13 protein-coding genes are annotated in these 13048 nt (G+C 58.9%); 10 read left to right on the forward strand and 3 right to left on the reverse strand.

Features of this window, described 5'->3' with window-relative positions; genetic code table 11:
- The first annotated feature begins 10 nt into the window (after window positions 1-10).
- From ACYZTL_RS22295 to ACYZTL_RS22315, 5 genes are all read left to right on the forward strand, one after another.
- Window positions 11-919, forward strand: a complete 909-nt coding sequence (locus ACYZTL_RS22295) for a carbohydrate ABC transporter permease (protein ID WP_461953549.1) — start codon at window positions 11-13, stop codon at window positions 917-919.
- On the forward strand, window positions 912-1757 hold the full coding sequence (locus ACYZTL_RS22300; protein ID WP_461953550.1) for a carbohydrate ABC transporter permease: 846 nt from the start codon (window positions 912-914) through the stop codon (window positions 1755-1757). Before ACYZTL_RS22295 ends, ACYZTL_RS22300 begins: the two co-directional genes overlap by 8 nt.
- A gap of 4 nt (window positions 1758-1761) precedes the next feature.
- Window positions 1762-2922, forward strand: a complete 1161-nt coding sequence (locus ACYZTL_RS22305; RefSeq protein WP_461953551.1) for an ABC transporter ATP-binding protein — start codon at window positions 1762-1764, stop codon at window positions 2920-2922.
- Between the two features lie 192 nt (window positions 2923-3114).
- Window positions 3115-4461 (forward strand): carbohydrate porin, encoded by a 1347-nt coding sequence (locus tag ACYZTL_RS22310; RefSeq protein WP_461953552.1) that lies wholly within the window; start codon window positions 3115-3117, stop codon window positions 4459-4461.
- A 296-nt stretch (window positions 4462-4757) separates the two neighbouring features.
- Entirely contained in the window at window positions 4758-5612 is an 855-nt protein-coding gene (locus tag ACYZTL_RS22315; protein ID WP_461953553.1) for a D-hexose-6-phosphate mutarotase, read from the forward strand.
- A gap of 131 nt (window positions 5613-5743) precedes the next feature.
- Here the strand turns inward: ACYZTL_RS22315 and ACYZTL_RS22320 are convergent, their stop codons facing one another.
- Window positions 5744-6604 (reverse strand): MurR/RpiR family transcriptional regulator, encoded by an 861-nt coding sequence (locus ACYZTL_RS22320; RefSeq protein ID WP_214384917.1) that lies wholly within the window; start codon window positions 6602-6604, stop codon window positions 5744-5746.
- A 242-nt stretch (window positions 6605-6846) separates the two neighbouring features.
- Here ACYZTL_RS22320 and zwf point away from each other — a divergent pair, with 242 nt between their 5' ends.
- The 4 genes from zwf to ACYZTL_RS22340 all read left to right on the forward strand — a co-directional run bounded on the left by zwf (window position 6847) and on the right by ACYZTL_RS22340 (window position 10767).
- On the forward strand, window positions 6847-8316 hold the full coding sequence (zwf, locus tag ACYZTL_RS22325; protein ID WP_461953554.1) for a glucose-6-phosphate dehydrogenase: 1470 nt from the start codon (window positions 6847-6849) through the stop codon (window positions 8314-8316).
- Window positions 8303-9016, forward strand: coding sequence for a 6-phosphogluconolactonase (gene pgl / locus ACYZTL_RS22330; protein WP_461953555.1), 714 nt, complete (start codon window positions 8303-8305; stop codon window positions 9014-9016). Before zwf ends, pgl begins: the two co-directional genes overlap by 14 nt.
- Before the next feature lie 17 nt (window positions 9017-9033).
- Entirely contained in the window at window positions 9034-9699 is a 666-nt protein-coding gene (locus ACYZTL_RS22335; RefSeq protein WP_017340425.1) for a bifunctional 4-hydroxy-2-oxoglutarate aldolase/2-dehydro-3-deoxy-phosphogluconate aldolase, read from the forward strand.
- A 342-nt stretch (window positions 9700-10041) separates the two neighbouring features.
- Window positions 10042-10767 (forward strand): intradiol ring-cleavage dioxygenase, encoded by a 726-nt coding sequence (locus tag ACYZTL_RS22340; protein WP_461953556.1) that lies wholly within the window; start codon window positions 10042-10044, stop codon window positions 10765-10767.
- A gap of 2 nt (window positions 10768-10769) precedes the next feature.
- On the opposite strand, the gene ACYZTL_RS22345 is transcribed toward ACYZTL_RS22340, so the two are convergent.
- Together ACYZTL_RS22345 and ACYZTL_RS22350 are read right to left on the reverse strand one after the other, a co-directional pair.
- A complete protein-coding gene (locus tag ACYZTL_RS22345) occupies window positions 10770-11951 on the reverse strand; it encodes an aminotransferase class V-fold PLP-dependent enzyme (protein ID WP_461953557.1) in 1182 nt (393 codons plus the stop codon).
- A 9-nt stretch (window positions 11952-11960) separates the two neighbouring features.
- Entirely contained in the window at window positions 11961-12197 is a 237-nt protein-coding gene (locus tag ACYZTL_RS22350; protein ID WP_003213031.1) for a DUF3820 family protein, read from the reverse strand.
- A 203-nt stretch (window positions 12198-12400) separates the two neighbouring features.
- On the opposite strand from ACYZTL_RS22350, the gene ACYZTL_RS22355 reads away from it, so the two are divergent.
- Window positions 12401-12868 (forward strand): ferritin-like domain-containing protein, encoded by a 468-nt coding sequence (locus tag ACYZTL_RS22355; RefSeq protein ID WP_461953558.1) that lies wholly within the window; start codon window positions 12401-12403, stop codon window positions 12866-12868.
- Window positions 12869-13048: the final 180 nt, after the last annotated feature.

Here is a 13048-nt window from a genome sequence, read left to right on the forward strand (position 1 = left end):
GATTATCCCGATGAGCTCTGTGGCGGTTTTCAGCAAAGCCTCACCGTTCGATGCGCTGCAACGCTGGTTACCCAAGTTGGTACTCGCGCCAAGCATGCTCATCGTGTTGGTTGGTTTCTACGGTTACATCATCTGGACATTCGTACTGTCCTTCACCAATTCCAGCTTCATGCCGAGCTACAAGTGGGTCGGTCTGCAGCAATACATGCGCCTGATGGACAACGATCGCTGGTGGGTCGCGAGCAAGAACCTCGCGGTGTTCGGCGGCATGTTCATCGGTATCAGCCTGGTATTGGGCGTGTTCCTCGCGGTGCTGCTGGATCAGCGCATTCGCAAGGAAGGCTTCATCCGCACCGTCTATCTGTACCCGATGGCGCTCTCGATGATCGTCACCGGTACGGCGTGGAAATGGCTGCTCAACCCAGGCCTGGGCCTGGACAAAATGCTGCGTGACTGGGGCTGGGAAGGCTTCCGTCTCGACTGGCTGGTGGATCAGGATCGCGTGGTTTACTGCCTGGTGATCGCTGCCGTGTGGCAAGCCTCCGGGTTTGTGATGGCGATGTTCCTGGCGGGCCTTCGTGGTGTCGATCAATCGATCATCCGTGCCGCGCAAGTCGACGGTGCGAGCCTGCCGACCATCTACCTGAAGATCGTTCTGCCGAGCCTGCGCCCGGTGTTTTTCAGCGCCTTCATGATCCTCGCGCACATCGCGATCAAGAGCTTCGACCTGGTAGCCGCGATGACGGCGGGCGGTCCCGGTTACTCGTCCGACCTGCCGGCGATGTTCATGTATTCCTTCACTTTCAGCCGTGGCCAGATGGGCATTGGTTCGGCCAGCGCCATGCTGATGCTCGGTGCCGTGCTGACCATCCTCGTGCCGTACCTGTACTCCGAGCTGCGAGGCAAACGCCATGACTAATCAACTCGGAAAACCGACGCTGAGTTTCAGCCGCATTGCGATCTACGCCACCTTGCTGTTGGCCGCTGCGGTGTACCTGATCCCGCTGGTGGTGATGCTGCTGACCAGTTTCAAATCTCCGGAAGACATTCGCACCGGCAACCTGCTGAGCTGGCCGACCGTGATCGACGGCATCGGCTGGATCAAGGCTTGGGACGTGGTGGGCGGCTACTTCTGGAACTCGGTGAAAATCACCGTGCCAGCGGTTTTGATCTCCACCTTCATCGGTGCAATGAACGGCTACGTGCTGTCGATGTGGCGCTTCCGTGGCTCGCAGCTGTTCTTCGGCCTGCTGCTGTTTGGCTGCTTCCTGCCGTTTCAGACCGTGCTGCTGCCAGCCTCGTTCACCCTCGGCAAATTCGGCCTGGCGAACACCACCACCGGCCTGGTGCTGGTGCACGTGGTCTACGGCCTGGCGTTCACCACGCTGTTCTTCCGCAACTACTACGTGAGCATTCCGGATGCGCTGGTCAAGGCTGCACGTCTTGATGGCGCGGGCTTCTTCACGATTTTCTGGAAGATCCTGCTGCCGATGTCGATCCCGATCGTGATGGTCTGCCTGATCTGGCAGTTCACCCAGATCTGGAATGACTTCCTGTTCGGCGTGGTCTTCGCCAGTGGCGATGCCCAGCCAATTACCGTGGCCCTGAACAACCTGGTCAACACCAGCACCGGGGCCAAGGAATACAACGTTGATATGGCTGCCGCGATGATCGCCGGGCTGCCGACACTGCTGGTCTACATATTCGCTGGCAAGTATTTCCTGCGTGGGCTGACGTCCGGCGCGGTCAAGGGGTAGAAACATGGCAACTCTCGAATTACGCAACGTCAACAAGACCTACGGCGCCGGTTTGCCGGACACCCTGAAAAACATCGAACTGAAGATCGATGACGGTGAATTCCTGATCCTGGTCGGCCCATCGGGCTGCGGCAAATCCACCTTGATGAACTGCATCGCCGGTCTGGAAAACATCAGCGGCGGCGCGATCCTGGTGGATGACGCAGACATCAGCGGCATGAGCCCGAAAGATCGCGACATCGCCATGGTGTTCCAGTCCTACGCGCTGTACCCGACCATGAGCGTGCGCGACAACATCGCGTTCGGCCTGAAGATTCGCAAAATGCCGACCGCGGAAATCGACGAAGAAGTCGCTCGCGTCTCCAAGTTGTTGCAGATCGAGCACCTGCTCAGCCGCAAGCCCGGCCAGCTCTCCGGTGGTCAGCAACAGCGTGTGGCGATGGGCCGTGCCCTGGCGCGGCGGCCGAAGATTTATCTGTTCGACGAACCGCTCTCCAACCTCGACGCCAAGCTGCGCGTCGAGATGCGCACCGAAATGAAACTGATGCACCAGCGCCTGAAAACCACCACGGTCTATGTGACCCACGACCAGATCGAAGCGATGACCCTGGGCGACAAAGTGGCGGTGATGAAGGACGGGATCATTCAGCAGTTCGGCACGCCGAAAGACATCTACAACAACCCGGCCAACCTGTTCGTGGCGAGCTTCATCGGTTCGCCGCCGATGAACTTCATCCCCCTGCGTTTGCAGCGCAAGGACGGTCGTCTGGTGGCGCTGCTCGACAGCGGTCAGGCGCGCTGCGAATTGCCGTTGGGCATGCAGGACGCCGGGCTCGAAGACCGCGAAGTGATCCTCGGCATGCGCCCGGAACAGATCGTACTGGCGGGCAGCGAGCCGAACGGTTTGCCGACCATTCGCGCGGAAGTGCAGGTCACCGAACCGACCGGTCCGGACACGCTGGTATTCGTGAACCTGAATGAAACCAAGGTCTGCTGCCGTTTGGCGCCGGACGTTGCACCGGCCGTGGGCGAGACCCTGACCCTGCAATTCGATCCATCGAAAGTGCTGCTTTTTGATGCCAAGACCGGGGAGCGTCTGGGGGTGGCGGGTCTGCCAAAAACCGAAGTTCACAACGCCAACGTGACCCAATTCAAAGGCCGCTGAAGATCAAAACTGTAGGAGCCGGCCTTTGTGGCGAGGGGATTTATCCCCGTTGGACTGCGCAGCAGTCCCATTCTTAGGGCCGCTTCGCGACCCAACGGGGATAAATCCCCTCGCCACAAAAGCCCGCTCCCGCAGGGGATGTAAACCGCGTTAGATAAAAACAGTTAATAACAATAAAACGAGGATGTAGGGATGAAGAAGAACAACAACGCTCAGCTTGTCTGCCAGTTGTCAGCGATTGCGGCAATGATGCTGGCCGGCAGTGTGCACGCGGCTGACGCGTTCAGCGCCGATTCCGAATGGATGACCGGCGATTGGGGTGGCGAGCGGACCCGGCTGATCGAGCAGGGTATCGACATCAAGATGGACTACGTCGGTGAAGTGGGCGGCAACCTCCACGGCGGCTACAACAATGACAAGACTGCGCGTTACGCCGACCAGTTCGGCCTGGGCGTGGCGCTGGACCTGCAAAAGTTGTGGGGCTGGGATAACACCCAGGCGAAGATCCAGCTAACCAATCGTAATGGCGAGAACATCTCCAATGACCGTGTCGGCGACCCGCGTGCCGGCACCTTGAGTTCTTCCCAGGAAGTCTACGGTCGTGGTCACATGGTCCGTCTGACCCAGTTGTGGATCAAGCACCAGTTCCTCGACGGTAAACTGGACGTCAAGGCCGGTTACTTCGGCGAAGGCGAAGACTTCAACACCTTCCCTTGCGAGTTCCAGAACCTGGCGTTCTGCGGTTCCCAAGTGGGTAACTGGGCGACCAACATCTGGTACAACTGGCCGATCAGCCAGGCCGCGATCCGCGTGAAGTACAACATCTCGCCTGAGTTCTATGCGCAGATCGGCGCCTACAACCAGAACCCGACGCAACTGGAGCACGGTAACGGCTTCAAGCTCAGCGGCAGTGGTACTGAAGGCACCGTGTTGCCGGTCGAACTGGTCTGGTTGCCTAACCCGAACAATCTGCCCGGCGAATACCGTGTCGGTTACTACAAAAGCACGGCCAGCGCCGATGACGTTCGTGAAGACGACAACGGCAATGATGCGGCCACCAGCGGCAACGCTTACCGCAGCCACAGCAGCAAGTCCGGCTACTGGTTCGTGGCGCAGCAACAGTTGACCGACCACAACGGTGACAAGAGCCGCGGTCTGACCGTTTCGGCCAACGCCACGTTCCACGACAAGGACACCAACATCGTCGACAACTACCAGTCGCTGATGTTTGTGTACAAAGGTCCGTTCGATGCGCGTCCAAAAGATGACGTCGGTATCGGTTTTGCCCGTATCCATGTCAACGATGACGTGAAGAAAAATGCCGAGTTGGTCAACGCCTCCAATGGTGTCACCGAGTACGAAGATCCGCTGTTCTCGCCACTGCGTGACACCGAGTACAACTACGAGATCAACTACGGCTTCCACGTCACCAATTGGCTGACCGTGCGTCCTAACCTGCAATACATCACTCACCCGGGCGGTGTGGATGAAGTCGACAACGCGCTGGTCGCCGGCCTGAAAATTCAGTCGGTGTTCTAACGCTGTTGCGATAAGCTCCTCTCCATGTGCGCATTTTTGCGGACAGCCCAGGCTGTCCGCTTTTTTTTGGGGGCTTACAAGGAATGTCATGTCTGGCGCAATTGTGGCGAGGGAGCTTGCTCCCGCTGGGCTGCGCAGCGGCCCCAAGTCCGATGAACGCGGTTTGTCTGGAGAATTGCGGTGGCTGTTTTAGGGCCGCTTCGCAGCCCAGCGGGAGCAAGCTCCCTCGCCACAAAAAGCACTATGCGAGCTGTTTGGATAGACGAGTACACCCATGATTTTCAGGACCGTGGCACATGCATGAGCATCCGCTACAACGCTTCTTCAAATCCTTGCGCGAACGTCCGGTGTTTGCGTGGGAGCGCTATCAGATGCGCGACGTGCTGGTGATCGATCATCCGCTGTGTCAGGCGGTGTTCAGTCGTCAGGGCGCGCAGTTGCTGCACTTCCAGCCCAAGGGACAGAAACCCTGGCTCTGGTGCGCGGCGAAGTGGCCGCATGTCGGCGCGATTCGTGGCGGCGTGCCGGTGTGTTGGCCGTGGTACGGCCGCCATCCGAGCGAAAACGCCTGGCCGTCTCATGGCTGGGCGCGGTTGCTGGACTGGAAACTGCTCGACAGCAGTCATGACGAAGAGGGCGTGCACCTGCACTGGCAACTGCAGTTGTGTGACTGGCAAGTGGACCTGCATGCCCACCTTGGCGAACGCATGGAGTTGCGCCTGAGCACCGAGCATCATGACAGCCTGCCGTGCCAGTTGAGTCAGGCGTTGCATGCCTATTGGCGTATCGGTGATGTCGGCGAGATAGCGCTGTCTGGGCTCGACGGTGCGCAAGGTTATGACCAGTTGAACCGTCAGGTTTGCCAGCAGCAAGGCGAGTTACGGGTGGAGGGTGGCTGTCAGCGCGTGTTCCAGCATGACGGCGAATTGCAGCTCAAAGACCACGCCTGGCAGCGGGAGTTGTGCATTGATACGGGTGACGATGCGGACACAGTGGTCTGGCATCCAGGCTCACGGCCATTGCTGGGGGTGAGCTGGAATGAGGTTTGTGAGTTTGTGTGTGTCGAGGCGGCGAGTGGCGGGACGGATAGCCTGAGTCTGGAACCGGGGCAGAAGGCGCATTTGAGTTTGCAGGCGAGGGTGGGTGTTTAGGCTAGGGTCATGCGGTGCCTGTGCTGGCCCCTTCGCGAGCAAGCCCGCTCCCACAGGGGAATGCATTCCAAATGTGGGAGCGGGCTTGCTCGCGAAGGCGGCTAAACAGGCGACAACCCACTCAAGCCCGATTAATTAAACTCATCCCCCACCGGATACCGGCTCGCATTCAGGCTCTCCTTGATCTTGCGCAAATGCGGCTGGAAATCCACCCCGCGACGCAAGGTCATCCCGGTCGCCAACACATCCAGCACCGTCAACTGAATGATCCGCGACGTCATCGGCATATAGATGTCGGTGTCTTCCGGCAGCGGAATGTTCAGGCTCAGGGTACTGGCCTTGGCCAGCGGCGAACCTTCCGCTGTCAGACCAAGCACCGAAGCGCCGTTTTCCCGGGCGATACGCGCCACTTCCACCAGTTCGCGGGTGCGGCCGGTGTAGGAGATGATCACGAACAACTCGCCGGTGTGGGCCACCGAAGCGATCATGCGCTGCATCAGCACATCGGCATGGGCGGTGACGGCCAGGTTGAAGCGGAAGAATTTGTGCTGCGCATCCAGCGCCACCGGGGCCGAGGCGCCGAGGCCGAAGAAGTGGATCTGCCGGGCCTGAATCAACAGGTCGACGGCGCGGCTGATCAGGCTCGGGTCCAGCGCCTGCAAGGCACTGTCCAACGACGCGATGGCGCTGCCGAAAATCTTCTTGGTATAGGCTTCCGGATTGTCGTCGGCCTCGACCGCACGGCTGACATACGCCGCGCCGCTGGCCAGGCTCTGGGCCAGTTGAAGCTTGAGTTCCGGGTAGCCACTGACGCCGAACGAACGGCAGAAACGGTTCACCGTCGGCTCGCTGACCTTGGAGGCCTGGGCGAGGGCGGCGATGCTGAACCGGGTGGCCTGCTGTGGGTTGAGCAGGATCACTTCGGCGACTTTGCGTTCCGCCTTGTTCAGGTCTTCAAGGCGATTCTGGATCTGTTCCAGTAAATTTCGCACGCGGTCCATATGGTTTCCTAGGTTCGCCTACAAGAGTGCTCTGCAATGCAAATAAGGGTGTTGCTATGCAAATTGGGCCTTTGATGCGGCCCCAAGCGGTGGCCTATCCTACTGATGGCTCCGACTGACCACCACTCGGAATCTGTATTTTGCGAAAATGTTGTGGTTATTACTACATTTTCTCTTGAGCGATGCCTTGAAAAAAGGTATTTGTAGCTTAACTTGATAAAAGAACAAACATCATGCCTTCGATTACGGTTGAACCGTGCACCTTTGCCTTGTTCGGCGCCCTCGGCGATCTGGCCTTGCGCAAGCTGTTTCCTGCCCTCTATCAACTCGATGGCGCAGGCCTGTTGCACGAGGACACGCGAATCATCGCGCTGGCCCGTGAGCCCGGCAGCGAGCAGGAGCATCTGGCGTTCATCGCTTCCGAGCTGCGCCGCTACGTGGGTGCCAAAGAGCTGGATGAAGCGGTGCTCGAACGCTTTCTGGCCCGTTTGAGTTATCTGCACGTCGACTTCCTCAAGTCCGAAGACTATGTGGCCCTGGCCGAAATGGCCGGCAGTGCGCAGCGAGTGATCGCCTACTTCGCCACGCCGGCCGCTGTTTACGGTGCGATCTGCGAGAACCTGGCGAAGGTCGGCCTGACCGAAAACACCCGCGTAGTGCTGGAAAAACCCATCGGTTCCGATCTGGAATCCTCGCGCAAGGTCAACGACGCCGTGGCGCAGTTCTTCCCGGAGAATCGCACGTACCGCATCGACCACTACCTGGGCAAAGAGACCGTTCAAAACCTCATCGCCCTGCGTTTCGCCAACAGCCTGTTCGAAACCCAGTGGAACCAGAATTACATCTCCCACGTGGAAATCACCGTGGCCGAGAAGGTCGGGATCGAAGGCCGCTGGGGCTACTTCGACAAGGCCGGTCAGTTGCGGGACATGATCCAGAATCACCTGCTGCAACTGCTTTGCCTGATCGCCATGGACCCACCGGCCGACCTGTCCGCCGACAGCATCCGCGACGAGAAAGTCAAAGTGCTCAAGGCGCTGGCGCCGATCAGCCCGGAAGGCCTGACCACTCAGGTGGTGCGCGGCCAGTACATTGCCGGTTACAGCGAAGGCAAACCGGTGCCGGGTTACCTGGAAGAACCGAATTCCAACACCCAGAGCGACACCGAAACCTTCGTCGCCCTGCGTGCCGACATCCGCAACTGGCGCTGGGCCGGCGTGCCGTTTTATCTGCGCACCGGCAAACGCATGCCACAGAAGCTGTCGCAGATTGTCATCCATTTCAAGGAACCGTCGCACTACATCTTCGCCCCGGAGCAGCGCCTGCAGATCAGCAACAAGCTGATTATCCGCCTGCAACCGGACGAAGGCATTTCCTTGCGCGTGATGACCAAGGAGCAAGGCCTGGACAAGGGCATGCAGCTGCGCAGCGGTCCGTTGCAGCTGAATTTTTCCGACACCTGGCGCAGCGCACGGATTCCCGATGCCTACGAGCGGTTGTTGCTGGAAGTGATGCGTGGCAATCAGAACCTGTTTGTCCGTAAAGATGAAATCGAAGCCGCGTGGAAGTGGTGTGACCAGTTGATCGCCGGGTGGAAAAAATCCGGTGATGCGCCCAAGCCGTACGCGGCCGGGTCCTGGGGACCGATGAGCTCCATTGCTCTGATCACGCGGGATGGGAGGTCTTGGTATGGCGATATCTAATTTGCAACTGCCGCAGGGCGTCAGCGCCCATGCGTTCAAAAGCCCGGTGCTGCTGGCCGAAGGCTTGGCACTGCAAGTGGCCAGGCAACTGAGCGAGGCGATTGATGCTCGAGGCACGGCCACGCTGGTGGTGTCCGGCGGACGCAGTCCGGTGGCGTTTTTTCAGCACCTGGCCAAGCAGACGCTGGACTGGTCGAACGTGGTGGTCAGCCTGGCGGACGAGCGCTGGGTGCCAGTTGAACATGCCGACAGCAATGCCGGTCTGCTCAAGCGTTATCTGTTGCAAGGCCCGGCGGCCAAGGCTCAGTTCCTGAGTCTGTACAGCGCCACCGCAAACCTGGAGCAAGCGGCCGAACAGGCTGATCGCTTGCTCGCCGAGCTGCCGGCGATTGACGTGCTGATCCTCGGCATGGGCGATGACGGTCACACCGCGTCGCTGTTCCCGAACAGCCCGAACCTGACCGACGCCTTGAAAGTCGACGGCAAACGTCATTGCTACCCGATGCTGGCGCCAACCGTGCCGCATCAGCGCCTGACCATGAGTCGCGCGCTGCTGGCTTCGGCCAAACATAAAGTTCTATCGATTTCCGGTCAGTCCAAGCTGACCACCTTGAGTGCCGCATTGGCCGGTGACGATGTCGCCGCCATGCCGATTCGCGCGTTTCTGCAACCTACGTTAGAGATTTACTGGTGCCCATAAGCCAAGGAACAGCCGCTATGACAACCCCATCCCCGACCGTTTCCATGGCGGACAAAGTTGCCCTGATCGACAGTCTCTGCGCCAAGGCGCGGATTCTGCCGGTGATCACCATCGCTCGCGAACAGGACGTGCTGCCGCTGGCCGACGCCCTCGCCGCCGGTGGCCTGACAGCCCTGGAAGTGACCCTGCGTTCGCAGTTCGGCCTCAAGGCCATCCAGATCCTGCGCGAGCAGCGTCCGGAACTGGTGACCGGTGCCGGCACCGTGCTCGATCGCCACATGCTGGCCGCCGCTGAAGCGGCGGGTTCGCAGTTCATCGTCACGCCGGGCATCACCCGTGATTTGCTCGAAGCCAGTGTCGACAGCCCGATTCCGCTGTTGCCAGGCATCAGCAATGCATCGGGCATTATGGAAGGCTATGGTCTGGGTTATCGCCGCTTCAAGCTGTTCCCGGCGGAAGTCAGTGGCGGCGTCGCGGCAATCAAAGCCCTGGGCGGCCCGTTCGGCGAAGTGAAATTCTGCCCGACCGGCGGCGTCAGCCCGGCCAACATCAAGAGCTACATGGCGTTGAAAAACGTGATGTGCGTGGGCGGTAGCTGGATGCTTGATCCGGAGTGGATCAAGAACGGCGACTGGGCCCGCATTCAGGAATGCACCGCCGAGGCCTTGGCGCTGCTGGACTGATCTGTTTTTACCTGACACTTCGTTGTGTGTTCTACGGCTTTACGGTGCGCTTGGTCGGTGCACCGTTTTTTTTTGCCCAAAGAAAAACCGGTGGCATTCAGTCAAGACTGACACTGAACCTGTGGCGAGGGAGCTTGCTCCCGCTGGACTGCGCAGCAGTCCCCTTTTTGGGGCCACTTCGTGGCCCAGCGGGAGCAAGCTCCCTCGCCACAGATCACTCATCGCTCGCACGGTCTCTTTACCAGGTGGCATTAGAGACAGGACATCACGCGATACATAGTTACCGCATCTCACCGCTCGTCCGGCGTTAACCTGCGTTCATCTTATGGAAGAGAGAATGTCATGGACGACAACACTTCAGTTACATCCGCACAACCGGCTTACCTGCTTTCACCCGAACAGATCGCCGGCCCGTATTTTCGAAACCCGAAACTGATCAGACGAAACATCAGCGAAGGCATGGACGGCATTCCCCTGGTGCTGAAACTGACGATCGTCGATGCGATGACCGCTCAGCCGGTCACCGGTGCCATCGTCGATATCTGGCATTGCAATGCGCGTGGTGCGTATTCGGGCTGGAGCAAGATCGACCCGGACAAGGAAGTCGACGCCGACAATATCGGCGCGATCCCGCGTACCGACGATGATACCTACCTGCGCGGCGGCCAGTTCACGGACCAGAAAGGCATCGTGCGCTTTACCACGATCTACCCGGGTTTCTATGCCGGGCGCGCGCTGCACATCCACGTCGCTGTACGCGTGACGGCCGGCAACAACTATCTGGAAGAACGTCACGTCGCCTGGGTAGGTCAGCTTTACTTTCCCGAAGTGGCTTCACGTTCGGTGCTCAACTCCCGGCAGTACAGCGGCCGAACCGTCGCACCGCTGACCAACGATCAGGACATGCTCTTTGAAACCATGGGCGGTGAAGCGTCGACACTGACCGTTCACACCCTCAGCCGGGACTCGAAAGAAGACGGCTTTTTCGGGCACATGAGCATCGGCATCGACACGTTTGCGGCTTCCTCGCAGATCAAACCCGAGGACTTTGACAAGTACACCGTATGAGGTCAGCGCAGCTCGTTCAGTGCTTCGCTCAGCGCATCCATGTCCGCTGCGGTGGTGGTCAGCCCCGGCGTAATGCGGATGCACAGGCCAGACGCTGCACCGCTGCGCATCACGGTAAACAGGTTGTAGTCCTTGAGCAGCCGCTCGACCATCGCTTGCTGGTCGACCTGTCGGGTAAAACGCATCGACGTAATGCCGCAGTACAGCCGAGGGTCATCCGGGGTCATGACGTCGATGCCCGGCGAGTCACGCACGGCCCTAACCCAACGGTTACGCAGGTAATTGAGCCGTGCACCCTTGGCGGCAGAACCGCCCATCGCCCGATGCTCCTCGAACACCAAAGGCAGTGTCAGCAGCGCCGGGATGTTGGGTGTGCTGTAGGGCGTGCGGGCGCGAATGTCGGTGACCGGGAAATGCATTTCGCCCATGTCCGGGTCGATGTCGGCCAGGCGCTCCGGAGCGATATGGATGAAGCCCAGGGTCAGCGGCGCGCCGATCCACTTGTGCAGGTTGAAACCGGCGAATGCGACGCCGAGGTCATCGAGTTTGAATTCGATCTGACCCAGGGCATGGGCGCCGTCGAGGACCACATCAATACCGTATTCCTTGGCGGCAGAAGCGATCGCCTTCACTGGCATCACCAGCCCGGTGCGGTGAGTGACGTGGGTGAGCGCCATCAGCTTGAGCTTTGGATAACGCACGAAGGCGTCGCGATAGGTGGCCAGCAGACTGTCGAAACTGGCGGGGTGCGCATGTTCTATCTCGATCACTTCCACGCCACGATGGCGCGCGAGCCAGCGCATGGCGCCTTTGACCGTGTCGTACTCCAGATCGCAGATCAGCAGCTGATCGCCCGGCTGCAGGCGATTGTAATTGCGGATCAGCGATTGCAAGCCGTCCGAGGCGTTGCGGGTGAAGGCAACGGATTCGACAGTCACGCCAATCAGGTCGGCGAGCTGGGCAAGGATCGCAAGGTTTTCGCCCTGTTCGAAACGCTGGCGTACATAGACCGAGTTGCTGCGGTTGATGAGTTCGATGTTGCGTTGGTATTCCTCGACCACCGTGCGCGACATGCGCCCGAAGTAACCGTTTTCCAGATTCACCGGGCCGGGTTCAACGGGATAGCGGTCGGCAAAGGTTTGCCAAAATATTTCATCACGGGCGCGGCGGGTGTTGTCGGGCATGGGGACAGCTCAATGGCGAGGGGCGGGTTTGCCATGTTTGGCGCGCAGCGGTTCAAGCAGCTCTGACAAACCGTTGTGATCGATTTCCTGCATCAGAGCCAGCAAGCCGCCCAACTCGCCATGGGGGAAGCCTTCACGAGCGAACCAGTTAAGGTAAGGACCGGGCAGGTCGGCAATGATGCGGCCCTTGTATTTGCCGAAGGGCATTTCGCGGGTAATCAGCAGTTCGAGTTTTTCAGGGTTCATCAATCAGTCGTCTTGATTCAACAGTCTTGGAAAATACAGGCATTCTGCATGCAGGCCAAATGACAGATCATGCAAAAAAAGCGGATACAGATTTCGGAATAAAAGTTAAACCATTGAAATATAAGAAATAAATTATCAATTCAAAGCTGGCATGCAGGGTGCAATAGCTATTGCATCTTTCATCAACCCGTGAGGAATTGAAAATGGCCGACATGAATAAAGAAGCGATCTCTGTACTCAACGACCTGATTGAAACCAGTAAAGACGGTCAGGAAGGGTTCAAGACCTGCGCTGAAGACATCAAACATCCAGAGCTGAAAACGCTGTTCATCACCCGCTCCGCCGACTGCGCCACTGCGGCCTCGGAACTGCAAGCAGCCGTGCGTTCGATGGGTGGCGATCCGGAAACCTCCACCAGCGTCAGCGGTGACCTGCATCGTCGCTGGGTCGACGTGAAAGCCATGTTTACCGGCAAGGACGAAGAAGCCGTGCTGAACGAAGCCGAACGCGGTGAAGACCATGCGCTGAAGGCTTACAAAGACGCCATGGAAAAAATCAACAAGCACAGCCTGGTGGGCATTCGTGACCTGGTTGAACGTCAGTATCACGGCGCCCAACGTAATCACGATCAGGTGAAAGCCCTGCGTAACCAGGCTCGCGCACGCTCGTAAGCGCGCAAGGCCTGTCAAAAACGCCAGCCAGTCTGGCGTTTTTTTGTGCCTGGCAATTAAGCTGAAATCACCCCTTGTAGGAGCTGCCGAAGGCTGCGATCTTTTGACGGTATAGAGTTCGCCGAACAGCAAGATCAAAAGATCGCAGCCTCCGGCAGCTCCTACCGTTAAATCGTTCTT

This window comes from Pseudomonas sp. LB3P81 (assembly GCF_054897965.1).

Bases quoted from the DNA above. Each gene is read 5' to 3' on its own strand.
- pgl (WP_461953555.1), top strand. From the start codon at position 8,303: ATGGCGATATCTAATTTGCAACTGCCGCAGGGCGTCAGCGCCCATGCG.
- ACYZTL_RS22340 (WP_461953556.1), top strand. From the start codon at position 10,042: ATGGACGACAACACTTCAGTTACATCCGCACAACCGGCTTACCTGCTT.
- ACYZTL_RS22310 (WP_461953552.1), top strand. From the start codon at position 3,115: ATGAAGAAGAACAACAACGCTCAGCTTGTCTGCCAGTTGTCAGCGATT.
- ACYZTL_RS22355 (WP_461953558.1), top strand. From the start codon at position 12,401: ATGGCCGACATGAATAAAGAAGCGATCTCTGTACTCAACGACCTGATT.
- ACYZTL_RS22300 (WP_461953550.1), top strand. From the start codon at position 912: ATGACTAATCAACTCGGAAAACCGACGCTGAGTTTCAGCCGCATTGCG.
- ACYZTL_RS22295 (WP_461953549.1), top strand. From the start codon at position 11: ATGAGCTCTGTGGCGGTTTTCAGCAAAGCCTCACCGTTCGATGCGCTG.
- ACYZTL_RS22345 (WP_461953557.1), bottom strand. From the start codon at position 11,951: ATGCCCGACAACACCCGCCGCGCCCGTGATGAAATATTTTGGCAAACC.
- ACYZTL_RS22315 (WP_461953553.1), top strand. From the start codon at position 4,758: ATGCATGAGCATCCGCTACAACGCTTCTTCAAATCCTTGCGCGAACGT.
- ACYZTL_RS22335 (WP_017340425.1), top strand. From the start codon at position 9,034: ATGACAACCCCATCCCCGACCGTTTCCATGGCGGACAAAGTTGCCCTG.
- zwf (WP_461953554.1), top strand. From the start codon at position 6,847: ATGCCTTCGATTACGGTTGAACCGTGCACCTTTGCCTTGTTCGGCGCC.
- ACYZTL_RS22350 (WP_003213031.1), bottom strand. From the start codon at position 12,197: ATGAACCCTGAAAAACTCGAACTGCTGATTACCCGCGAAATGCCCTTC.
- ACYZTL_RS22305 (WP_461953551.1), top strand. From the start codon at position 1,762: ATGGCAACTCTCGAATTACGCAACGTCAACAAGACCTACGGCGCCGGT.